General features: G+C 75.9%; 16 protein-coding genes. 13 read left to right on the top strand and 3 right to left on the bottom strand.

Annotated elements, in window-relative coordinates; all coding sequences use genetic code 11:
• Positions 1 to 18 precede the first annotated feature (18 nt).
• Genes ACZ45Q_RS11630 through cobI form a run of 7 tightly spaced genes read left to right on the top strand, consistent with a single transcriptional unit; the run spans position 19 to position 10,962 of the window.
• Positions 19 to 978: a cobalamin biosynthesis protein gene (locus ACZ45Q_RS11630; RefSeq protein WP_468258422.1), complete on the top strand. Its 960-nt coding sequence runs from the start codon at positions 19 to 21 to the stop codon at positions 976 to 978.
• Positions 975 to 2,483, top strand: a complete 1,509-nt coding sequence (locus ACZ45Q_RS11625; RefSeq protein ID WP_468258420.1) for a cobyric acid synthase — start codon at positions 975 to 977, stop codon at positions 2,481 to 2,483. Before ACZ45Q_RS11630 ends, ACZ45Q_RS11625 begins: the two co-directional genes overlap by 4 nt.
• On the top strand, positions 2,480 to 6,133 hold the full coding sequence (gene cobN / locus ACZ45Q_RS11620) for a cobaltochelatase subunit CobN (RefSeq protein ID WP_468258417.1): 3,654 nt from the start codon (positions 2,480 to 2,482) through the stop codon (positions 6,131 to 6,133). Before ACZ45Q_RS11625 ends, cobN begins: the two co-directional genes overlap by 4 nt.
• Positions 6,130 to 8,124 carry a putative cobaltochelatase gene (locus ACZ45Q_RS11615; protein ID WP_468258414.1) on the top strand — a complete coding sequence of 665 codons (1,995 nt, stop codon included), beginning with the start codon at positions 6,130 to 6,132 and terminating at the stop codon, positions 8,122 to 8,124. The genes cobN and ACZ45Q_RS11615 overlap by 4 nt, the downstream gene beginning before the upstream one ends.
• Entirely contained in the window at positions 8,124 to 8,723 is a 600-nt protein-coding gene (gene cobO / locus ACZ45Q_RS11610) for a cob(I)yrinic acid a,c-diamide adenosyltransferase (protein WP_468258411.1), read from the top strand. Before ACZ45Q_RS11615 ends, cobO begins: the two co-directional genes overlap by 1 nt.
• The gene (locus tag ACZ45Q_RS11605) at positions 8,717 to 10,234 is read left to right on the top strand and encodes a cobyrinate a,c-diamide synthase (protein WP_468258408.1); all 1,518 of its coding nucleotides are present in this window, start codon (positions 8,717 to 8,719) and stop codon (positions 10,232 to 10,234) included. Before cobO ends, ACZ45Q_RS11605 begins: the two co-directional genes overlap by 7 nt.
• Entirely contained in the window at positions 10,231 to 10,962 is a 732-nt protein-coding gene (cobI, locus tag ACZ45Q_RS11600; RefSeq protein ID WP_468258405.1) for a precorrin-2 C(20)-methyltransferase, read from the top strand. Before ACZ45Q_RS11605 ends, cobI begins: the two co-directional genes overlap by 4 nt.
• Before the next feature lie 125 nt (positions 10,963 to 11,087).
• Here the strand turns inward: cobI and ACZ45Q_RS11595 are convergent, their stop codons facing one another.
• Positions 11,088 to 11,816 carry a ZIP family metal transporter gene (locus ACZ45Q_RS11595; protein ID WP_468258403.1) on the bottom strand — a complete coding sequence of 243 codons (729 nt, stop codon included), beginning with the start codon at positions 11,814 to 11,816 and terminating at the stop codon, positions 11,088 to 11,090.
• A gap of 110 nt (positions 11,817 to 11,926) precedes the next feature.
• Between ACZ45Q_RS11595 and cobM the strand changes: the two genes are divergently transcribed.
• The 6 genes from cobM to cobC are packed head-to-tail and all read left to right on the top strand — an operon-like array spanning position 11,927 to position 18,235.
• Complete coding sequence (gene cobM / locus ACZ45Q_RS11590; protein WP_468258400.1) at positions 11,927 to 12,745, top strand: precorrin-4 C(11)-methyltransferase; 819 nt, start codon at positions 11,927 to 11,929, stop codon at positions 12,743 to 12,745.
• Positions 12,742 to 13,983 carry a precorrin-6y C5,15-methyltransferase (decarboxylating) subunit CbiE gene (cbiE, locus tag ACZ45Q_RS11585; RefSeq protein ID WP_468258398.1) on the top strand — a complete coding sequence of 414 codons (1,242 nt, stop codon included), beginning with the start codon at positions 12,742 to 12,744 and terminating at the stop codon, positions 13,981 to 13,983. The genes cobM and cbiE overlap by 4 nt, the downstream gene beginning before the upstream one ends.
• Positions 13,980 to 15,680, top strand: coding sequence for a precorrin-3B C(17)-methyltransferase (gene cobJ, locus ACZ45Q_RS11580; RefSeq protein WP_468258395.1), 1,701 nt, complete (start codon positions 13,980 to 13,982; stop codon positions 15,678 to 15,680). The genes cbiE and cobJ overlap by 4 nt, the downstream gene beginning before the upstream one ends.
• Positions 15,677 to 16,264: a precorrin-8X methylmutase gene (locus ACZ45Q_RS11575; RefSeq protein ID WP_468258393.1), complete on the top strand. Its 588-nt coding sequence runs from the start codon at positions 15,677 to 15,679 to the stop codon at positions 16,262 to 16,264. Before cobJ ends, ACZ45Q_RS11575 begins: the two co-directional genes overlap by 4 nt.
• Positions 16,261 to 17,169 (top strand): sirohydrochlorin chelatase, encoded by a 909-nt coding sequence (locus ACZ45Q_RS11570; protein ID WP_468258391.1) that lies wholly within the window; start codon positions 16,261 to 16,263, stop codon positions 17,167 to 17,169. Before ACZ45Q_RS11575 ends, ACZ45Q_RS11570 begins: the two co-directional genes overlap by 4 nt.
• Entirely contained in the window at positions 17,147 to 18,235 is a 1,089-nt protein-coding gene (gene cobC / locus ACZ45Q_RS11565) for an Rv2231c family pyridoxal phosphate-dependent protein CobC (protein ID WP_468258388.1), read from the top strand. Before ACZ45Q_RS11570 ends, cobC begins: the two co-directional genes overlap by 23 nt.
• Before the next feature lie 494 nt (positions 18,236 to 18,729).
• Here the strand turns inward: cobC and ACZ45Q_RS11560 are convergent, their stop codons facing one another.
• Complete coding sequence (locus ACZ45Q_RS11560; RefSeq protein ID WP_468258386.1) at positions 18,730 to 19,668, bottom strand: SCO1860 family LAETG-anchored protein; 939 nt, start codon at positions 19,666 to 19,668, stop codon at positions 18,730 to 18,732.
• 186 nt (positions 19,669 to 19,854) lie between these two features.
• A complete protein-coding gene (locus ACZ45Q_RS11555; protein WP_468258383.1) occupies positions 19,855 to 20,946 on the bottom strand; it encodes an amidohydrolase family protein in 1,092 nt (363 codons plus the stop codon).
• Positions 20,947 to 20,979 lie beyond the last annotated feature (33 nt).

Raw genomic sequence — 20,979 nt, 5'->3', positions numbered from 1 at the left:
CCACGCTCGGCTGAGCCGATGCGGGCCGAACGCGTCTTCGCGTACGGCGCCGCCGCCGGCCTGCTCGGCGACCTGCTCCTCGGCGATCCGCGCCGCGGGCACCCGGTCGCCGTGTTCGGGCGGGCCGCGGGCGCCGTGGAACGGGTGCTGTGGCGCGACCACCGGGGCCGGGGTGCGCTGCACACCGCCGTGTGCGCCGGTGGCGCCGTCGCCCTCGGGTCCGTCGCCGCACGGGCCGTCCGCACCTCCCCCACCGCCTCCGTCGCGCTGACCGGCGTCGCCACCTGGGCCGTGGTCGGCGGGACCTCGCTCGCCCGGGAGGCCGCCGCCGTCGCCGGCGCGCTGCGGTCCGGGGACGTCGAGGCGGCCCGCGCCCGGCTGCCGCACCTGTGCGGCCGCGACCCGCAGGCACTGGACGCCGACGGGATCGCCCGCGCGGTCGTGGAGTCCGTCGCCGAGAACACCTCCGACGCGGTGGTCGGCGCCCTGGTGTGGGGCGCCCTCGGCGGGGTGCCCGGCCTGCTCGGCTTCCGGGCCGTGAACACCCTCGACGCGATGGTCGGCCACAAGTCCCCCCGCTACCGGCGCTACGGCTGGGCCTCCGCCCGCCTCGACGACCTGGCCGGCTGGCCGGGCGCCCGGCTCACCGCCGCCCTGGCCACCGTGGCCGGCGGCGACGCGCGCGGCGCCGTCCGGGCCTGGCGGGCCGACGCCGCGCGGCACCCGAGCCCCAACGCCGGCCCGGTGGAGGCCGCGTTCGCCGGCGCCCTGGGTGTCCGGCTGGGCGGAACGCTCGCCTACGGGGGCCGGGTGGAGCACCGGCCCGTGCTCAACGCGGCGGCGGGCCGGCCCGTGCGGGCCGGCGACATCGACCGGGCGGTACGGCTCTCCCGGCGCGTGGGCTGGCTGGCGCTCGGCGTGTGCGCGGGCGCGCGGCTGCTGGCGGGCCGGGTCGTGAGGAAGGGACGGACGTCATGAACGGTGGTCTGCTGGTCGCCGGCACCACCTCGGACGCGGGCAAGAGCGTCGTCACGGCGGGGATCTGCCGCTGGCTGGTGCGGCAGGGCGTGAAGGTGGCGCCCTTCAAGGCGCAGAACATGTCGCTGAACTCCTTCGTCACCCGCGAGGGAGCCGAGATCGGCCGGGCGCAGGCCATGCAGGCCCAGGCCTGCCGGGTGGAGCCGACCGCGCTGATGAACCCGGTGCTGCTCAAGCCGGGCGGTGAGCAGAGCAGCCAGGTCGTGCTGCTGGGCAGGCCGGTCGGGGAGCTGAGCGCGCGCGGCTACCACGGCGGCCGGCAGCGGCAGTTGCTCGGCACGGTGCTGGACTGCCTCGCCGAACTGCGGGGCACGTACGACGCGGTGATCTGCGAGGGGGCGGGGTCTCCGGCGGAGATCAACCTGCGCCGGACCGACATCGTGAACATGGGGATCGCCCGGGGTGCCGGACTGCCCGTGCTGGTCGTGGGGGACATCGACCGCGGGGGCGTGTTCGCGTCCTTCTTCGGGACGGTGGCGCTGCTGGCGCCCGAGGACCAGGAGCTGGTCGCCGGTTTCCTGGTGAACAAGTTCCGCGGGGACGTCTCGCTGCTCGAACCCGGCCTGGACATGCTGCGCGGCCTGACCGGCCGGCGCACCTACGGCGTGCTGCCGTTCCGGCACGGCCTGGGAATCGACGAGGAGGACGGGCTCCGGGTGTCGCTGCGCGGCGCGGTCCGGGAGTCGGTCGTGGCCCCGCCGGTCGGCGAGGACGTGCTGCGGGTCGCCGTGTGCGCCGTCCCGCTGATGTCCAACTTCACGGACGTGGACGCGCTGGCCGCGGAACCGGGCGTGGTGGTGCGGTTCGTGGACCGCCCGGAGGAACTGGCCGACGCCGACCTGGTGGTCGTGCCGGGGACGCGCGGGACGGTCCGGGCGCTGGAGTGGCTGCGGGAGCGGGGACTCGCGGACGCCCTCGTCCGCAGGGCCGCCGAACAGCGGCCCGTGCTCGGTGTCTGCGGCGGCTTCCAGCTCCTCGGCGAGCACATCGAGGACGACGTCGAGAGCCGCCGGGGCCATGTCGACGGGCTCGGCGTGCTGCCCGTGCGGGTGCGGTTCGCCCGCGAGAAGACCCTTACCCGGCCGGTGGGCGAGGCCCTCGGCGAGCGGGTCGAGGGCTACGAGATCCACCACGGCGTCGCCGAGGTCACCGGCGGCGAGGCCTTCCTGGACGGCTGCCGGGTCGGCCAGACCTGGGGCACCCACTGGCACGGCTCGCTGGAGTCGGACGGCTTCCGGCGGGCGTTCCTTCGCGAGGTGGCCGCCGCCGCGGGCCGCCGCTTCGTGCCGGCCCCCGACACCTCGTTCGCCGCGCTGCGCGAGGAGCAGCTCGACCGGCTCGGCGACCTGATCGAACAGCACGCGGACACGGACGCGCTGTGGCGGCTCATCGAGTCCGGCGCGCCGCAAGGACTGCCCTTCATCCCACCGGGAGCGCCCGCATGAGCACAGTGTTGTTGTTGTCGACCGCCGACACGGATCTGCTGGCGGCACGAGCCTCCGACGCCGCGTACCGGATCGGCAACCCGAACCGGGTGGACGTCCGGGAGGAGCTGCCGGGCCTGGTCGAGGGCGCCGACGTCGCCGTCGTACGGCTGCTGGGCGGCAAACGCGCCTGGGAGGACGGGCTCGCCGCGCTGAAGGCGTCCGGTGTGCCGACCGTGCTGCTGGGCGGCGAGGCCGTGCCCGACGCGGAGCTGATGGCCGAGTCCTCGGTGCCGGCCGGGGTCGTGGCGGAGGCGCTGCGCTATCTGGTCGAGGGCGGCCCGGACAACCTCACGCAGCTGGCCCGGTTCCTGTCGGACACCGTGCTGCTGACCGGCGAGGGCTTCGACGAGCCGCGGAAGATGCCGGAGTACGGCGTGCGCGGGGCGCGGACCCTCCAGGAAGGCCGCCCCACGGTGGGCGTGCTCTTCTACCGCGCGCACGAGCTGAGCGGCAACACCGCCTTCGTGGACACGCTGTGCGACGCGATCGAGGCGCACGGCGCCAACGCGCTGCCCGTGTACTGCGGTTCGCTGCGCGGCGCCGACGCGGGGCTGTACGAGATCCTGGGCCGGGCCGACGCCCTGGTCGCCACGGTCCTCGCGGCCGGCGGCGCGCACGCCTCGCAGGCGTCGGCGGGCGGCGACGAGGAGGCCTGGGACGTCGGGGCCCTGGCGGAGCTGGACGTCCCCGTGCTGCAGGGGCTCTGTCTGACCTCCTCGCGCGCGGCGTGGGAGGAGTCGGACGCCGCCCTGTCCCCCATGGACGCGGCGATGCAGGTCGCCATCCCGGAGTTCGACGGCCGGCTGGTCACGGTGCCGTTCTCCTTCAAGGAGCAGGGCCCCGACGACGTGCCGGTGTACGTCGCCGACCCCGAGCGGGCCGCGCGGGTGGCGGGGATCGCCGTACGGCACGCGGCGCTGAAGCACAAGGCGAACGCCGACAAGAGGCTGGCGCTGGTCTTCACGGCGTATCCGACCAAGCACTCCCGCGTGGGCAACGCGGTGGGCCTGGACACGCCCGCCTCGGCGGTGCGGGTGCTGGACGCGCTGCGGGACGCCGGGTACGCCGTCGACGGGTACCCCGACAACGGCGACGAGCTGATCCACCGGCTGATCGAGGCCGGCGGGCACGATGTGGAGTGGCTGACCGAGGAGCAGCTGGCCGCCGCGCCGGCGCGGGTGCCGTTGGCGGACTACCGGGCGTGGTTCGAGAAGCTGGACCCGGAGCTGCGGGAGGCGGTGACCGAGGCGTGGGGCGAGCCGCCGGGCGGCCTCTACGTCGACGGCGACGACATCGTGCTGGCCTCCCTCCGGTTCGGCAACGTCGTCGTGATGATCCAGCCGCCGCGCGGGTTCGGCGAGAACCCCATCGCGATCTACCACGACCCCGACATGCCGCCGTCCCACCACTATCTGGCGGCCTACCGCTGGCTGGAGAACAGCTTCGGCGCCGACGCGATCGTGCACATGGGCAAGCACGGCACGATGGAGTGGCTGCCCGGCAAGGGGCTGGGGCTGAGCGCCGGGTGCGCGCCGGACGCCGTGCTCGGCGATCTGCCGCTGGTGTACCCGTTCATCGTCAACGACCCCGGCGAGGGCACCCAGGCCAAGCGGCGCGGGCACGCCACGGTCGTCGACCACCTCGTTCCGCCGATGGCGCGGGCCGACACCTACGGCGACCTCGCCAAGCTGGAGCAGCTCCTCGACGAGTACGCGCTCGTCTCCGACCTGGACCCGGCCAAGGCGCCCGCGGTGCGCGCGCAGATCTGGACGCTGGTCAAGGCGGCCGAGCTCCACCACGACCTGCATGTGGACGAGCAGCCCGACGACGACGAGTTCGACGAGTTCGTCATGCACATCGACGGCTATCTGTGCGAGATCAAGGACGTGCAGATCCGTGACGGCCTGCACGTCCTGGGCGGCGGCCCGGTGGGCGGGCCGCGCGTCAACCTGGTGCTCGCCGTGCTGCGCGCCGCGCAGATCTGGGGCGGCAGGGCCGACGCCCTGCCGGGGCTCAGGGCCGCGCTGGCGGCGCACTTCGGGCTGGTGGAGAAGGAGTTGCTGGCCGAGCCCGGGGCGCCGGTGAAGGTGCCGGTGGAGCTGACCGACCTGGTGGCGGGGCCCGCGCGCAGCGCCGCCGACGCCATCGACCTGCTGGAGCAGGTGTGCCGGCGGCTCGCGGAGGGCATGGAGGAGCGCGGCTGGGCGGTGGAGCAGAGCGCGCCGCTGGTGCGGGAGGTGCTCGGCGGTGAACTGCCCGACGCCGTGGCCGTGCTGGAGTTCGCGTGCACGGAGGTCGTGCCCCGGCTGGCCCGGACCACGGACGAGATCGGCCACATCCTGCGGGCCCTGGACGGCGGTTACGTCCCGGCCGGGCCGTCGGGCTCGCCGACGCGCGGTCTGGTGAACGTGCTGCCGACCGGCCGGAACTTCTACTCCGTCGACCCCAAGGCCATCCCCTCCCGGCTGAGCTGGGAGGTCGGGCAGTCGCTGGCGGACTCCCTGGTCCAGCGGTACCTGGCCGACACGGGCGAGTACCCGAAGTCGGTCGGGCTGACGGTGTGGGGCACCTCCGCCATGCGCACCCAGGGCGACGACATCGCCGAGATCCTGGCGCTGCTGGGGTGCCGCCCGGTGTGGGACGACGCCTCGCGCCGGGTGACCGGCTTCGAGATCGTGCCCCCGGCCGAGCTGGGCCGGCCGCGCATCGACGTCACGGTCCGCATCTCCGGTTTCTTCCGGGACGCGTTCCCGCACGTCGTCGGGTTGATCGACGACGCGGTGCGGGCGGTGGCGGAGCTGGACGAGCCGGACGAGGCCAACTTCGTGCGGGCGCACGTGGAGCGGGACGCGGCGGAGCACGGCGACCGGCGCCGGGCCACGGCGCGGATCTTCGGCTCCAAGCCGGGCGCGTACGGCGCCGGTCTGCTGCCGCTGATCGACGCCCGGAACTGGCGGTCGGACGCGGACCTGGCCGAGGTGTACGCGGTGTGGGGCGGCTACGCCTACGGCCGCGGGCTGGACGGGCGGGCGGCGCGCGGCGACATGGAGACGGCGTTCCGGCGGATCGCGGTCGCGGCGAAGAACGTCGACACCCGCGAGCACGACCTCGTGGACGCCGACGACTACTTCCAGTACCACGGCGGCATGGTCGCCATGGTCCGGCACCTGACCGGCGCGAGCCCCGAGGCGTACGTCGGCGACTCCGCCGTCCCCGACCAGGTGAAGACCCGCACGCTGGGCGAGGAGACGCACCGCGTCTTCCGGGCCCGGGTGGTCAACCCGCGCTGGATGGCCGCGATGCGGCGGCACGGCTACAAGGGCGCCTTCGAGATGGCGGCCACCGTGGACTACCTCTTCGGCTACGACGCCACCGCCGGGGTCGTGGACGACTGGATGTACGAGAAGCTCAGCGCGGAGTACGTCTTCGCCCCGGAGAACCGGGACTTCATGAAGAAGTCCAACCCGTGGGCGCTGCGCGGCATCACCGAACGGCTGCTGGAGGCCGCCGACCGCGGTCTGTGGGCCGAACCGGACGCCGAGACGCTGGAACGGCTGCGCGCCACCTATCTGGAGCTGGAGGGCGACTTGGAGGGCGACGACAAGTGACCACCCCGTTTCCGTTCACGGCCGTCGTGGGCCAGGACGATCTGCGCCTGGCGCTGCTGCTGAACGCCGTGTCCCCGGCGGTCGGCGGTGTGCTGGTGCGCGGCGAGAAGGGCACCGCCAAGTCCACGGCCGTGCGGGCGCTGTCGGCGCTGCTGCCCGAGGTCGCCGTGGTGCCCGGCTGCCGGTTCTCCTGCGACCCGCAGGCACCCGACGCGGGGTGCCCGGACGGGCCGCACGAGCCGGGTGCCGGTGCGCAGCGGCCCGCGCGGATGGTCGAACTGCCCGTCGGTGCCTCCGAGGACCGCCTGGTGGGCGCACTGGACATCGAGCGGGCGCTGGCGGAGGGCGTGAAGGCCTTCGAGCCGGGCCTGCTCGCCGAGGCGCACCGCGGCATCCTCTACGTCGACGAGGTCAACCTCCTCCACGACCACCTGGTCGACCTGCTGCTGGACGCGGCGGCGATGGGCGCGTCGTACGTGGAGCGCGAGGGCGTGTCGGTGCGGCACGCCGCGCGGTTCCTGCTGGTGGGCACCATGAACCCGGAGGAGGGCGAGCTGCGGCCGCAGCTCCTCGACCGGTTCGGGCTGACCGTGGAGGTCGCGGCCTCCCGCGAGCCCGATCAGCGGGTGGAGGTCGTGCGGCGCCGGCTGGCCTACGACGACGATCCGGCCGGTTTCGCCGCCCGCTGGGCTCAGGAGGAGGCCGCCGTACGGGCGCGGATCGTGGCGGCGCGCGCGCTGCTGCCGTCGGTGCGGCTGGGCGACGGGGCGCTGCGGCAGATCGCGGCGACCTGCGCCGCCTTCGAGGTGGACGGCATGCGCGCCGACATCGTGATGGCGCGCACGGCGACGGCGCTGGCGGCGTGGGCCGGGCGGACGGACGTCCTCGCGGAGGACGTGCGGCAGGCGGCCCTGCTCGCCCTCCCGCACCGGCGGCGGCGCAATCCGTTCGACGCGCCCGGACTGGACGAGGACAAGCTGGACGAGACGCTGGAGGAGTCCGGCGGCTCGCAGGACGACGACCCGGACCCGGGCCCGGACGGGCCCGGCGGGGGCGGCGGGCAGCCGGACCCCGGCGAGGGTCCCGAGGCCGGTGACGCCGGCGCCCGACCCGAGGCCGGGGAGGGCGGGCAGCCGCAGCCGTCCGGGGGCGGCGAGCAGTCGGCCGTACGGTCCGCCGAGCCGTTCAGGGCGAAGGTGCTGAGCGTGCCCGGGATCGGCGAGGGCGTCGCCGGGCGGCGTTCGCGGGCGCGGACCGAGCACGGCCGGACCACGGGGGCCAGGCGCCCGCGGGGCGCGCTCACCAAGCTGCACCTGGCGGCGACCGTGCGGGCCGCGGCGCCGCACCAGCGGGCGCGCGGGCGGTCCGGGCCGGGTCTGGTCGTCCGCCGGGACGACCTGCGGCAGGCCACCCGTGAGGGACGCGAGGGCAACCTCGTGCTGTTCGTCGTGGACGCCTCCGGGTCGATGGCGGCCCGGCAGCGGATGAGCGCCGTGAAGGGCGCCGTGCTGTCGCTGCTGCTCGACGCCTACCAGCGGCGGGACAAGGTCGGTCTGGTGACCTTCCGGGGCACGGGCGCGGACGTCGCGCTGCCGCCGACGTCGTCGGTGGACGCGGCGGCGGCCCGGCTGGAGTCGCTGCCCACCGGGGGGCGCACGCCGCTCGCCGCCGGGCTGCTGCGCGCGCACGACGTGCTGCGGGTGGAGCGGCTGCGGGATCCGGCCCGCCGGCCGCTGGTCGTGGTGGTGACGGACGGGCGCGCCACCGGCGGCCCGGAGCCGGTCGCGCTGGCCGGGCGTGCGGCCCGGCTGTTCGCGGCCGACGGCGTCGCCTCCGTGGTCGTGGACTGCGAGTCGGGGCCCGTGCGGCTGGGGCTCGCCGGGCAGCTCGCGGGTGAGCTGGGCGGCACGGCCGTGACGCTGGACGAGCTGCGGGCCGACTCGATCGCCGGGCTGGTGAAGGACGTACAGGCGAGCAGGAGGGCCGCGTAATGCCGCAGGGGCAGCCGAGTGTCGTTCCCGACGACGGACTGACGACACGTCAGCGGAGGAACCGGCCGCTGGTCGTCGTGCACACGGGCGTCGGCAAGGGCAAGTCGACCGCCGCGTTCGGGCTGGCGCTGCGCGCCTGGAACCAGGGGTGGCCCATCGGGGTGTTCCAGTTCGTGAAGTCGGCGAAGTGGAAGGTCGGCGAGGAGAACGCCCTCCGGGTGCTCGGCGCCTCCGGGGAGGGGGGCACCGTCGCCTGGCACAAGATGGGCGAGGGCTGGTCCTGGGTCCAGCGCGACGCGCAGCTGGACAACGAGGAGAAGGCCCGCGAGGGCTGGGAGCAGGTCAAGCGGGACCTGGCGAACGAGACGTACAAGCTGTACGTGCTGGACGAGTTCGCGTACCCGATGCACTGGGGGTGGGTCGACACGGACGAGGTCGTCGACGTCCTGCGGAACCGGCCCGGCACCCAGCACGTGGTGATCACCGGGCGCAACGCCCCTCAGAAGCTGGTGGACTCCGCCGACCTGGTGACCGACATGTCCAAGGTCAAGCACCCCATGGACGCCGGGCAGAAGGGGCAGAGGGGCATCGAGTGGTGACGTCCTCGTCCGTGCCCCGGCTGGTCGTCGCCGCGCCCTCCTCGGGCAGCGGCAAGACCACCGTCGCCACGGGGTTGATGGCGGCCCTCGCGCGGCGCGGGTTCGCCGTGTCCCCGCACAAGGCCGGGCCCGACTACATCGACCCCGGGTACCACGCGCTCGCCACCGGGCGGGTGGGGCGGAACCTCGACGCGTACCTGTGCGGGCCGGAGCTGGTGGCTCCCCTGTTCCTGCACGGGGCGCGCGGCTGTGACATCGCCGTCGTCGAGGGCGTGATGGGGCTGTTCGACGGGGCCGCGGGGGAAGGCGAGCTGGCGTCCACCGCGCAGGTGGCGAAGCTGCTGCGGGCGCCGGTGGTGCTGGTCGTCGACGCGTCGTCGCAGGCGCGGTCGGTGGCGGCGCTGGTGCACGGGTTCGTCTCCTGGGACCCGGAGGTGCGGGTCGGGGGCGTGATCCTGAACAAGGTGGCGTCCGACCGGCACGAGGCGATGCTGCGGGAGGCGGTGGATGCCGTCGGGGTGCCGGTGCTGGGGGTGCTGCGGCGGGCCGCTCCCGTGGAGACGCCGTCGCGGCATCTGGGGCTGGTGCCGGTCGCCGAGCGGGGGGCGGCGGCGGTGGATGCGGTCGCGGCGATGGGGGCGCGGGTCGCCGCGGGGTGTGATCTGGAGGCGTTGGTCGGGCTCGCGCGGAGTGCGGGGGCGTTGGGCTGTGCGGCGTGGGATGCGGGTGCGGCTCTGGTTTCCTCGGCTTCTTCGCCCCCGCCGCCCCTTCCCGTACCGACCCCGGGGGTTGCCGCCCCCGGACCCCCGCTTCGGCCTGAACGGCCTCGTCCGCGAACGCCGGACGGGCTGGGTCGGACCGAGCGGGCCCGTTCACAAGCACCGGGCGGGCCGGCTGCTCCCGGGCGGCGTGTGCGCGTCGCCCTTGCCGGTGGGGCCGCGTTCACGTTCTCGTACGCCGAGCATGCCGAGTTGCTCGCGGCCGCCGGGGCCGAGGTCGTCGTGTTCGATCCGTTGCGGGACGAGGAGCTGCCCGAGGGGACGGGCGGGCTGGTGATCGGGGGCGGGTTTCCCGAGGTGTACGCCGCCGAGCTGTCCGCCAACGAGCCCCTGCGCAAGGCCGTGCGGGAGTTGGCGCTCGCCGGTGCTCCGGTCGCCGCGGAGTGCGCCGGGCTGCTGTATCTGTGCCGGGAGCTGGACGGGCTGCCGATGTGCGGGGTGCTGGACGCCTCGGCGCGGATGTCGGAGCGGCTCACCCTCGGGTACCGGGACGCCGTGGCCGTGAGCGACAGCGTGCTGGCCGGGGCGGGGACGCGGATGCGGGGGCACGAGTTCCACCGGACGGTCGTGGAGCCGGGGGCGGGGGCCGCGCCCGCGTGGGGGATGCGGACGCCCGAGCGCCGGGTCGAGGGTTTTGTACAGCGCGGTGTGCACGCGAGCTATCTGCACACGCACTGGGCGGCGGAGCCCGGTGTCGCCCGTCGGTTCGTGGAGAGGTGCCGGACGTCATGAGCAGCAGGCTGGTCGGAGTGGGGGTCGGCCCTGGGGACCCCGAGCTGGTCACCGTCAAGGGGGTCAACGCGCTGCGGGCCGCCGCGGTCGTCGTCGTGCCCGTCATGGACACCGGTGAGCGGGGGCGGGCCGAGGCGACCGTGCTGCACTACGTGCCCGCCGAGAAGGTCGTCCGGGTGGTGTTCGCCCTCAACGAGCGCACCGACCGGGCGCGCCGCGAGGCGGCGTGGGACGCGGCCGGTGAGCGGGTGGCCGGGCTGTTGCGGACGCACGGCCGGGTCGCCTTCGCCACGATCGGCGACCCCAACGTGTACTCGACGTTCACGTATCTGGCGCAGACCGTCGCCGAGTCGGTGCCGGGGACGGTCGTGGAGACCGTGCCGGGCGTCACCGCCATGCAGGACCTCGCGGCGCGGTCGGGGGCGGTGCTGACGGAGGGGACCGAGCCGTTGACGCTGGTTCCGGTGACCGCCGGCGCGGCCGTGCTGAAGGATGCGCTGAACGGGCCGGGGACCGTCGTCGCCTACAAGTTCGGGCGGCAGGCCGCCGAGGTCGCCGAGGCGCTGCGGGAGACCGGGCGGCTGGACGACGCGGTGTGGGGGTCGGCGCTGGGGCTGCCGGAGGAGTCGATCCGGTCGGCCGCCGAGCTGGACGGCGGGCCGCTGCCGTATCTGTCGACGCTCATCGCGCCCGCGCGGCGCGACGGCGGCCGGGGCGGGAAGCTGTGAGCCGTCCGGGGCGGCGGCCGGGACGCGGGCGGAGGCCGGCGTACGGGCAGGGGTTCGCGTACGGGCAGGGGCTCGCGTACGGACAGGGGTCCGCGTGCGGGCGGCGGTCCGCGTGCGGGCCGGCGTCAGTGCGCGGCGCCCACCACCAGCCAGATGAACAGCACCCCGGCGACCGTGCACAGCAGCGTGGAGCGGGCCGGGTGGGCGTGGTGGGCCTCGGGCAGGATCTCGGCCGCCGAGAGGTACAGCAGCGCCCCGCCGAACAGGCCCAGATAGCCGCCGAGCAGCGGCTCGGGGATCGTCACCAAGAGGGTGGAGGCCGCGCCCGCCACCGGGGCCACCGCGTCCGCGCCCAGCATCGTCAGCGCGCGGCGGCGGGCGTTGCCGTACACGCTCGCCAGTGTGTAGGTGTTGAAGCCGTCGGCGAAGTCGTGGGCGATCACGGCGACCGCGACGGCGGCGCCCATGCCGCCGCCCACCTGGAAGGCGGCGCCGATGGCCACGCCGTCCATGGCGCTGTGCCCGACCATCGCCGCGGCGGCCGTGAGGCCCACCTCGGGGGTGCGTCCGTCGCCCTCCCCCGCGCCGTGAGCGGCCTGCCGGTGGGCGAGCAGACGTTCCACCAGATGGGCGAGCAGGAAGCCGCCGACGAAGAGCAGCAGGGCCGCCGGCACGCCGTACACCTCGGTGCCGGCCGCCTCCAGGGACTCCGGCAGCAGCTCAAGGCCGACGACGCCGAGCATCAGCCCGCCGGCCAGGCCCAGCACCAGATGGCGGCGGTCGGTCACGCGGTGTGCCGTCCAGCCGCCGGCCAGCGTCATCAGGAACGCGCCGAGCGCGACGAAGACCGCCATGTGCCCTTCGTATCCGATGCGCCCCGGCACGCGCACGCGTGACAGCCCGTCACCACCCGGACCCCACCCGCCTACCCGCACGCATGTTCTGTGAGAGAGGACCGATTCCCATGGCCGACGCCCCCGCCGGCAAGGTGACCTTCGTCGGTGCCGGCCCCGGCGCCGCCGATCTGCTGACGTTCCGCGCCGCGCGCGCCATCGCCGAGGCCGACGTCGTGATCTGGGCGGCGAGCCTGGTCCAGGCGGAGGTGTTGCGGCACGCGCGTGAGGACGCGCAGATCCTGGACTCGGCGGCCATGTCGCTGGAGGACGTGGTCGCCGTCTACCGCCGGGCCCAGGACGAGGGGCTGAGGGTCGCGCGCATCCACTCCGGTGACCCGGCGCTGTGGGGCGGCACCCAGGAGCAGCTCGACCGGTGCGCGGAGATCGGCATCGCCACGGAGGTCGTCCCCGGCGTCTCCTCCTTCTCCGCCGTCGCCGCGCTGGCGCAGCGGGAGCTGACCATCCCGGAGGTCGCGCAGTCCGTGGTGCTGACCCGGCTGGGCGGCGGCAAGACGCCGATGCCGCCGGGCGAGGAGGTCCGGGAGTTCGCCCGGCACGGCACGACCATGGCGGTGTTCCTGTCCGCGGCCCGCAGCGGGCAGCTGGTGCGGGAACTGCTGGAGGGCGGCTACCCGACCTCCACGCCGGTCGTCGTGGCCTACCAGGCGACCTGGCCGGAGGAGCTGGTCGTGAAGTGCACGATCGGCACGCTGGAGGAGACGGTCAAGGAGCACAAGCTCTGGAAGCACACCCTGTTCCTGGTCGGCCCGGCCCTGGACGCGCACGGCACCCGCTCGCACCTGTACCACCCGGGCCACTTCCACGGCTACCGCAGGGCCGACCCCGAGGCCCGGCGGGCGCTGCGCGAACGGGGTGCGAGCACATGAGCCCACGGATCACGGTCGTCGGTACGGGCACGGGGGCGCCGCCCGCCGAGGACGTCCTCGCCGGTGCTCAGCTGGTGGTCGGCGGCCGGCGGCACCTGGACGCCGTGCGGCTGCCGGACGGCGCCGAGACGGTGGTGCTGGGGCCGTTGGCGCCCGCGCTCGACGCCGTCGGGACGTACGTGGCCGAGGGGCGGCCGGTGGTGGTGCTGGCCTCCGGCGATCCCGGGTTCTTCGGGATCGTGCGGGTGCTGGCGGAGCGGTTCGGGCCCGGGCGGCTGGACGTCCGGCCGGGTGTCTCCTCCGTCGCCGCCGCGTTCGCGCGGGCCGGGCTGCCCTGGGACGACGCCGTGGTGGCCAGCGCGCACGGGCGGGACCTGCGGACGGCGGTGAACCTGTGCCGGTCGCATCCCAAGGTCGCCGTGCTGACGGGGCCGGGCGCGGGGCCCGCGGAGCTGGGGGCCGCCCTCGGGTCCGACGAGCGGGTCCTGGTCGTGGCGTCCGCGCTGGGGTCCGCCGGGGAGCGGGTGGAGCGGGTGACGCCCGCCGAGGCCGCCGCCCGCGACTGGGGGCCCGCGGTGAGCGTCGTGCTCTGCCTGGACGAGGCGCGGGCCCTGGGGCCGGTGCGCACGGTCGCGGGCCCGGCGGACGGGCCCGCCGGATGGGCGCTGGACGAGGCCGCGTTCACCCACCGCGACTCGATGATCACCAAGTTCGAGGTGCGGGCGCTGGCACTGGCCCGGCTCGGGCCCCGGCCGGGCGACCTGGTGTGGGACGTCGGCGCCGGGTCGGGGTCGGTGGCCGTGGAGTGCGCGCGGCTGGGCGCCGCCGTCACCGCGGTCGAGAAGTCGCCCGACGGTGTGGCGCGGGTGCGCGCCAACGCCGCCGCGCACGGCGTGGACGTGCGGGTGGTGCACGGCGCGGCGCCCGCCGCGCTGGCCGGACTCGACGAGCCCGACGCCGTGTTCGTCGGCGGCGGGGGGCGCGAGCTGCCCGAGGTCGTCACGGCGTGCGCCCGGCGTGCGCGGCGGGCCGTGGTCGTGGCGCTGGCGGCGCTCGACCGGGTCCCGGCCGCCCGCGAGGCACTGCTCGGCGCCGGGTGGGAGTGCGACGGCGTGCTGCTCCAGTCCTCCCGGCTGGCGCCGCTGCCCGGGGACGTGACCCGGCTGGCGGCGACCAATCCGGTGTTCCTGCTGTGGGGCGTGAGGCCTCACGCCCGTACCGAAGGAGTTTCCCTGTGATCGGCCTGATTTCCGCCACCGCGGCGGGGGCGGCGGCGCGGGACCGGCTGGCCGCGGCGTGGCCGGACCGCACGCGCGTGTACGACGGTCCCGTCGCGGTCGCGGTGCGGACCGCGTTCGCCGAGTGCGACCGGCTCGTGTGCTTCCTGGCGACCGGGGCCGTGGTCCGGCTGGTCGCGCCGCTGCTCGCGGACAAGCGGACCGACCCCGGTGTGGTGTGCGTCGACGAGGGCGGGCGGTTCGCCGTGGCGCTGCTCGGCGGGCACGGCGGCGGGGCCAACGACCTGGCCCGCGCGGTGGGCGACGTGCTCGGCGCCGAGCCGGTGGTCACCACGGCGACCGACGCGGCCGGGCTGCCCGGTCTGGACACCCTCGGGCTGCCCGTCGAGGGCGATGTCGCCGGGGTGTCGCGGGCGCTTCTGGACGGGGAGCCGGTGGCGCTGGCGGCCGAGGTGTCCTGGCCGCTGCCGCCGCTGCCGCTGGCCGCCGAGGGCCCGTACACGATCCGGCTGACGGACCGTCTGGCCGAGCCCGCGGAGCGGGAGGTCGTGCTGCGTCCGCCCTCGCTCGTGGTGGGGGTGGGCGCCTCCCGGGGCGCCCCGGCCGAGGAGGTGCTCGGCCTGGTCGAGGCGGCGCTGCGGGACGCCGGTCTGTCCGCCGCCTGCGTCGCCGAGCTGGCCACCGTGGACGCCAAGGCCGAGGAGCCCGGTGTGCTCGCGGCGGCCGAGCGGCTCGGCGTGCCGGTGGTGACGTATTCGGCCGAGCGGCTGGCGGCGGTCACCGTGCCGAACCCCTCCGACGCGCCGCTGGCCGCCGTCGGCACCCCGTCCGTGGCCGAGGCGGCGGCGCTGGCGGGCGGGGGTGAACTGCTGGTGCCCAAGCGGAAGTCCGAGCGGGCGGACGGCCGGCCCGCCATGGCGACCTGCGCCGTCGTGCGGCGGCCGGGGCGCGGACGGCTCGCGGTGGTCGGGCTCGGGCCCGGCGCCCGCGACCTGCTCACCCCGCGCGCGACGGCGGAGCTGCGCCGGGCGTCCGTGCTGGTCGGGCTCGACCAGTACGTCGACCAGATCCGCGACCTGCTGCGGCCCGGCACCCGGGTCCTGGAGTCGGGGCTGGGCGCCGAGGAGGAGCGGGCCCGCACGGCCGTCGAGGAGGCCCGGCGCGGGCACGCCGTGGCGCTGATCGGCAGCGGGGACGCGGGCGTGTACGCCATGGCCTCCCCCGCGCTCGCCGAGGCGTCCGACGACATCGACGTGGTCGGGGTGCCCGGGGTGACGGCGGCGCTGGCGGCCGGCGCGATCCTGGGGGCGCCGCTCGGCCACGACCACGTCTCCATCAGCCTGTCCGACCTGCACACCCCGTGGGAGGTCATCGAGCGGCGGGTGCGGGCGGCGGCCGAGGCCGACCTCGTCGTGACCTTCTACAACCCGCGCAGCCGGGGCCGCGACTGGCAGTTGCCCAAGGCCCTGGCGGTGCTGGCCGGGCACCGGGACCCGGCGACGCCGGTCGGTGTGGTCCGCAACGCCTCGCGCGCCGACGAGTCCAGCCGGCTGACCACGCTGGCGGGCCTCGATCCGGCCACCGTCGACATGATGACCGTCGTGACGGTGGGCAACACCGCCACCCGCGAGATCGCGGGCCGGATGGTGACCCCGCGCGGCTACCGCTGGCAGGCGCACCCCGAGGAGGCGAAGTGAACCGCGTCGTCCACCCCATCGAGCAGGAGTCCTTCCGGCGGCTGCGCGCCCGGCTGGACACCTCGCACTTCCCGCCGCTGACCCGGGCGGTGGTGGAGCGCGTCATCCACTCCGCCGCCGACCTGGAGTACGCCACCGACCTCGTCATGGACGAGGGCGACCTGGTGCGGGCCCATGCGGCGCTGCACGCCGGGGCGCCGGTCGTGGCCGACGTCGAGATGGTCGCGGCCGGGATCACGCGCCGCGAGACCGTGTGCCGGCTCAAGGACGCCGTCGCCGGACCCGGGCTGACGCGTTCGGCGCACGCGATGCGACTGGCGTACGAACAGGTCGGCCCGGGTGCGCTGTGGGTGATCGGCTGCGCGCCCACCGCGCTGGAGGAACTGCTGACCCTGGGCGCCGACCCGGCGCTCGTCATCGGGCTGCCCGTCGGTTTCGTCGGGGCGGCCGAGTCGAAGGCCGCGTTGCGCGCGAGCGGGCTGCCCGCCGTGAGCAACGTGTCCGAGAAGGGCGGGTCGGCGGTGGCCGCCGCCGCGCTCAACGCCCTGCTGTACCACACCGTTTCTGCCGAGGAGAACCTGTGACCACGCCGCCCGCCCTGCTCATCGCCGGACACGGCACCCGGGACGACGCCGGAGCCGAGGCGTTCCGCGACTTCGTACGGGAGCTGGGCCGCCGCCACCCGCAGCTGCCGGTCGCCGGCGGTTTCATCGAACTGTCCCCGCCGCCGCTGGGCGAGGCGGTCACCGAGCTGGTGGAGCGGGGCGTCACCCGGTTCGCGGCCGTCCCGCTGATGCTGGTGTCCGCCGGGCACGCCAAGGGCGACATCCCGGCGGCGCTGGCCCGCGAGAAGGAACGCCACCCCGGCATCTCGTACACCTACGGCCGTCCGCTGGGCCCGCACCCGGCGCTGCTGAGCGTGCTTCAGCGGCGGCTGGAGGAGGCGGTGGACCCCTCCTGGGACCGCTCGGAGGTGACGGTGCTGCTGGTCGGGCGCGGCTCGACGGACCCGGACGCCAACGCGGAGGTGTTCAAGGCGGCGCGGCTGCTGTGGGAGGGGCGCGGCTACGCGGGCGTGGAGACGGCGTTCGTGTCGCTGGCCAAGCCGGACGTGCCGGGCGGCCTGGAGAGGTGTCTGAAGCTGGGCGCGCGGCGCATCGTCCTGCTGCCGTACTTCCTGTTCACCGGCATCCTCCCGGACCGGGTGCGCGCGCAGACCGAGGAGTGGGCCGCGGCGCACCCGGAGGCCGAGGTGCGCTCGGCGGACGTCATCGGGCCCGAGCAGGAGCTGCTGGACCTGGTGTGGGAGCGGTACGAGGAGGCCGTGAAGGGTGATCTGCGGATGAACTGCGACTCCTGTGTGTACCGGATCGCGCTGCCGGGCTTCGAGGACAAGGTGGGGCTGCCGCAGCAGCCGCACTTCCACCCCGACGACGACGGCCACCACCACCATCACGGACACGGTCATGTCCACTCCCACGCCCACTGACGGCCGGGCGGCCGGGCCCGACCTGCGGCACCACGGGGACGTGGAGGTCCGGGACGACGGCTCGGCGCTGGTGGACCTGGCGGTGAACGTCCGCGCGGACACGCCGCCGCCGTGGCTGCGCGAGCACATCGCCGGCTCGCTCGGCTCCCTGGCGGCCTACCCGGACGGCCGGGCCGCGCGGGCGGCGGTGGCGGCGCGGCACGGGCTGCCGGCGGACCGGGTGCTGCTGACGGCGGGCGCGGCCGAGGCGTTCGTGCTGCTGGCGCGGGCGCTGAAGGTGAGCCGGCCGGTCGTCGTGCATCCCCAGTTCACCGAGCCGGAGGCGGCGCTGCGGGACGCGGGGCACACCGTGGAGCGCGTGCTGCTGCGGGCCGAGGACGGCTTCCGGCTCGACCCGGCGGCGGTGCCCGAGGACGCCGATCTGGTGGTGATCGGCAACCCGACCAACCCGACGTCGGTGCTGCACCCGGCGGCCACGCTGCGCGCCCTGGCCCGGCCCGGACGGACGCTGGTGGTGGACGAGGCGTTCATGGACGCCGTGCCGGGTGAGCGGGAGGCCCTGGCCGGGCACACCGGCGTGCCGGGGCTCGTGGTGCTGCGCAGCCTGACCAAGACCTGGGGCCTGGCCGGGCTGCGCATCGGCTACGTCCTGGCGGTGCCGGAGACGATCGCGGAGCTGGAGCGGGCCCAGCCGCTGTGGCCGGTGTCCACGCCCGCGCTGACGGCGGCCGAGGCGTGCGTGACCCCGCGGGCGCTCGCGGAGGCCGGGCACGCCGCCCACCGCATCGCCGCCGACCGCGCCCATCTCGTCGCGGGCCTGCGGAAGCTGGCCCCGGCCGGGGTGCGGGTCACGGAACCGGCCGAGGGCCCGTTCGTCCTGATCCGCCTGCCGGACGCCGCCGCGGTACGCCGGCGCCTGCGCGCCCTCGGGTACGCGGTGCGCCGGGGGGACACGTTCCCCGGGCTGGGCGAGGACTGGCTGCGGCTGGCGGTACGCGACCGCGACACGACGGACGGCTTCCTGCGCGCGCTGGAACGGGCGCTGGCACCCGCGCCTCCGGCGTGACACCACGGGCCCGTCCGGGCCCGGCGCCCCGGCCCCGGCCTCACGACGGCCCGCCCACCCGGCCGGGGCCCTGGCGGGTGGGCCGGCTTCCGGGTCCGCCCGGCCAAGGCCCACCACCCGGTGCACCGGCCGCCGCCCCCGACCGGGGCTCCCCCCGGCCCGCCGGTCCCGGGACCGCCCGGCCAAGGCCCACCACCCGGTGCACCGGCCGCCGCCCCCGACCGGGGCTCTCCTCGGTCCGCCGGTCCCGCACGGCCGCCGGGGCGGCCACCCCCGTACGCGGTCCGGCCGCGCCTGACGCGAGGGCCCGCGGACGGACCGCCCGGCCCCCGGCGAAGCGCCGGGGCGGACAGGTCCCCCGGCCCGGGACCACTCGCCGGGGCGGACCGGTTCCCCCGGCCCGGGGACCGCTCGCCGGGGCGGACCGGCCCCCGGGCCCGGTGCCCGATCCCCGGTGCCGTCGCCCGGTTCGTGCCGGGCGGGCGCGGGCGGGGTCAGAGCCTCCTGCGGCGGGCCGCGACGACGGCGCCGCCGCCCGCCGCGAGCAGGGCGACCGCGCCGGCGGCCACGTACGGGGTCGCGGAGCTGCCGCCGGTCTCGGCCAGGCCGGCCTGGGCGGACGCGCCCTGGGGCTTGACACCGGCCGCCGGCTCCCCGGGGCCGGCGGGCGGCTGTCCGGCGTCGGCGGGCGGCTGCGCGGGGGTCTTCCCGGCCGGCGGGGTCTCGCAGGTCGCCTCCGCCAGTGTGACCGTGCCGTCGATCTCGGCCACGTTCAGTTCCAGCGGGTCGACGGACACCGTCAGTTCGAGGGCGGTGGCGGCGGCCGTGCGGGAGGTGGTGTGCGTCTTCGACAGGTCGAGCCGGACCTCGCCCACGCCCGGCACCTTCACCTCCGTCGGGCCGCCGGTGGTCAGCGTGACCTTCTTGCCGAGGACCGTGACCGTGCCGGGCAGGTCGGCGTCGGCGACCGGCTGCTTCCCGGCCTCGCAGGTGGCGCGGGACGTGACCTTCTCGACCTCGATGAGGGACAGCAGCGGCAGTCCGGGCACGTGGACCCTGGCGTGGGCCAGTTCGGTGCTGCCCTCGGCCTTGGTGCCGGTCACCGTCGCCCTGGCGTCCGCGACGTCCGCGCGGAGCACGCTGAAGGGCTTGCCGCCGTCCACGCCGTCGAGGGTGGCGGTCAGCGCGGTCTTCCGGGCGCTGCCGGGTGCCTGCACCTCGTTGAGCGAGACCTCGAGCGGGACCTGCACGGTCCTGTCGAGCAGACCGACGTCCAGTCCGGTGCGCAGCACGACGGCGCCCGCGCGCCCCTTCTCCTCGGTGGCGTGCGCGGTGCCCGCGCCGGCCAGCGCCGCGGGACCGGCGGCCAGGGCCGTGGCCGCCGCGACGGTGACCAGGCGGTGTGCGGGCATGCGGAAGGTGTTGCCGTTCACGGTGGTGGGACCCCCAGGGAGACATGCGTGCGGGACACGTATGAGCGATGTGCTCGGGACCCCGAAAGGATGTCTCCGCCCACCACGCACCGTCAGCGATCCGCGGTCACTTCACTCCATCGTGGGGTTTCCGTCCAGCTTTTCGAATCTCCCGGCACGGACGTTCCCCGCCGTCACCCGCGTCGGCTATCCGACGACCCGTCCGTTGAGCACCACCCGGCGCGGAGCACCGAGCACGCGCACGTCCGCGCGCGGGTCCGTCTCGTACACCACCAGGTCCGCCGGAGCCCCCTCGGTCAGGCCGGGCCGGCCGAGCCACTCCCGTGCGGCCCAGGTCGTCGCGGCCAGCGCCCGCACGGGCGGGATGCCGGCCGTGACCAGCTCGGCGACCTCCGCCGCCGCCAGGCCGTGCGGCAGGGAACCGCCCGCGTCGGTGCCGACGTAAACCGGGATGCCGGCGTCGTAGGCGTTGCGCACGGTGTCGTAGCGGCGGGCGTGCAGCCGGCGCATGTGCTCCGACCAACGCGGGAACCGGGCCTCGCCGCCGTCGGCGAGCCTGGGGAAGGTCGCGATGTTGACCAGGGTGGGGACGATGGCGACGCCCCGCTCGGCGAACAGCGGGATCGTGTCGTCGGTGAGTCCGGTGGCGTGTTCGACGCAGTCGATGCCGGCCTCGACCAGGTCGCGCAGGGAGTCCTCGGCGAAGCAGTGCGCGGTGACGCGGGCGCCGAGCCGGTGGGCCTCGGCGATGGCGGCCTCGACCGCGCCGCGGGGCCAGCAGGCCGCCAGGTCGCCGAGGTCGCGGTCGATCCAGTCGCCGACCAGCTTGACCCAGCCGTCGCCGCGCCGGGCCTCCTGGGCGACGAGGGCGACGAGGTCGCCGGGCTCGATCTCCCAGGCGTAGTTGCGGATGTAGCGGCGGGTACGGGCGATGTGCCGGCCGGCCCGGATGATCTTCGGCAGGTCCTCGCGGTCGTCGATCCAGCGGGTGTCGGAGGGGGAGCCCGCGTCGCGGATCAGCAGCGTGCCGGCGTCCCGGTCGGTCAGTGCCTGCTTCTCGGCGACGTCCGCCGGGACCGCGCCGTGCTGGTCGAGACCCACATGGCAGTGGGCGTCGACCAGACCGGGCAGCGCCCAGCCCTCCACCGTGCGTATGTCGCCGGCCCCGGCGGGGCGATCGTAGGTGATCCGGCCGTCGACGACCCACAGCTCGTCGCGGATCTCCTCCGGCCCGACGAGCACCCGACCCTTCACGTGCAGCACCGCGCGATCGCTCATGCTCCGCACCTTAGACGGTGGCCCGGGCACCGT

The sequence above is a fragment of the Streptomyces sp. NPDC031049 genome (genome assembly GCF_055571015.1).
This window is presented reverse-complemented; position numbering and strand designations above follow the sequence as displayed.

Excerpts from the sequence above, each read along its gene's own strand:
- ACZ45Q_RS11630 (WP_468258422.1), top strand. The coding sequence starts at position 19 with ATGCGGGCCGAACGCGTCTTCGCGTACGGCGCCGCCGCCGGCCTGCTC.
- ACZ45Q_RS11625 (WP_468258420.1), top strand. The coding sequence starts at position 975 with ATGAACGGTGGTCTGCTGGTCGCCGGCACCACCTCGGACGCGGGCAAG.
- cobN (WP_468258417.1), top strand. The coding sequence starts at position 2,480 with ATGAGCACAGTGTTGTTGTTGTCGACCGCCGACACGGATCTGCTGGCG.
- cobO (WP_468258411.1), top strand. The coding sequence starts at position 8,124 with ATGCCGCAGGGGCAGCCGAGTGTCGTTCCCGACGACGGACTGACGACA.
- cobI (WP_468258405.1), top strand. The coding sequence starts at position 10,231 with ATGAGCAGCAGGCTGGTCGGAGTGGGGGTCGGCCCTGGGGACCCCGAG.
- ACZ45Q_RS11595 (WP_468258403.1), bottom strand. The coding sequence starts at position 11,816 with ATGGCGGTCTTCGTCGCGCTCGGCGCGTTCCTGATGACGCTGGCCGGC.
- cobM (WP_468258400.1), top strand. The coding sequence starts at position 11,927 with ATGGCCGACGCCCCCGCCGGCAAGGTGACCTTCGTCGGTGCCGGCCCC.
- cbiE (WP_468258398.1), top strand. The coding sequence starts at position 12,742 with ATGAGCCCACGGATCACGGTCGTCGGTACGGGCACGGGGGCGCCGCCC.
- cobC (WP_468258388.1), top strand. The coding sequence starts at position 17,147 with ATGTCCACTCCCACGCCCACTGACGGCCGGGCGGCCGGGCCCGACCTG.
- ACZ45Q_RS11555 (WP_468258383.1), bottom strand. The coding sequence starts at position 20,946 with ATGAGCGATCGCGCGGTGCTGCACGTGAAGGGTCGGGTGCTCGTCGGG.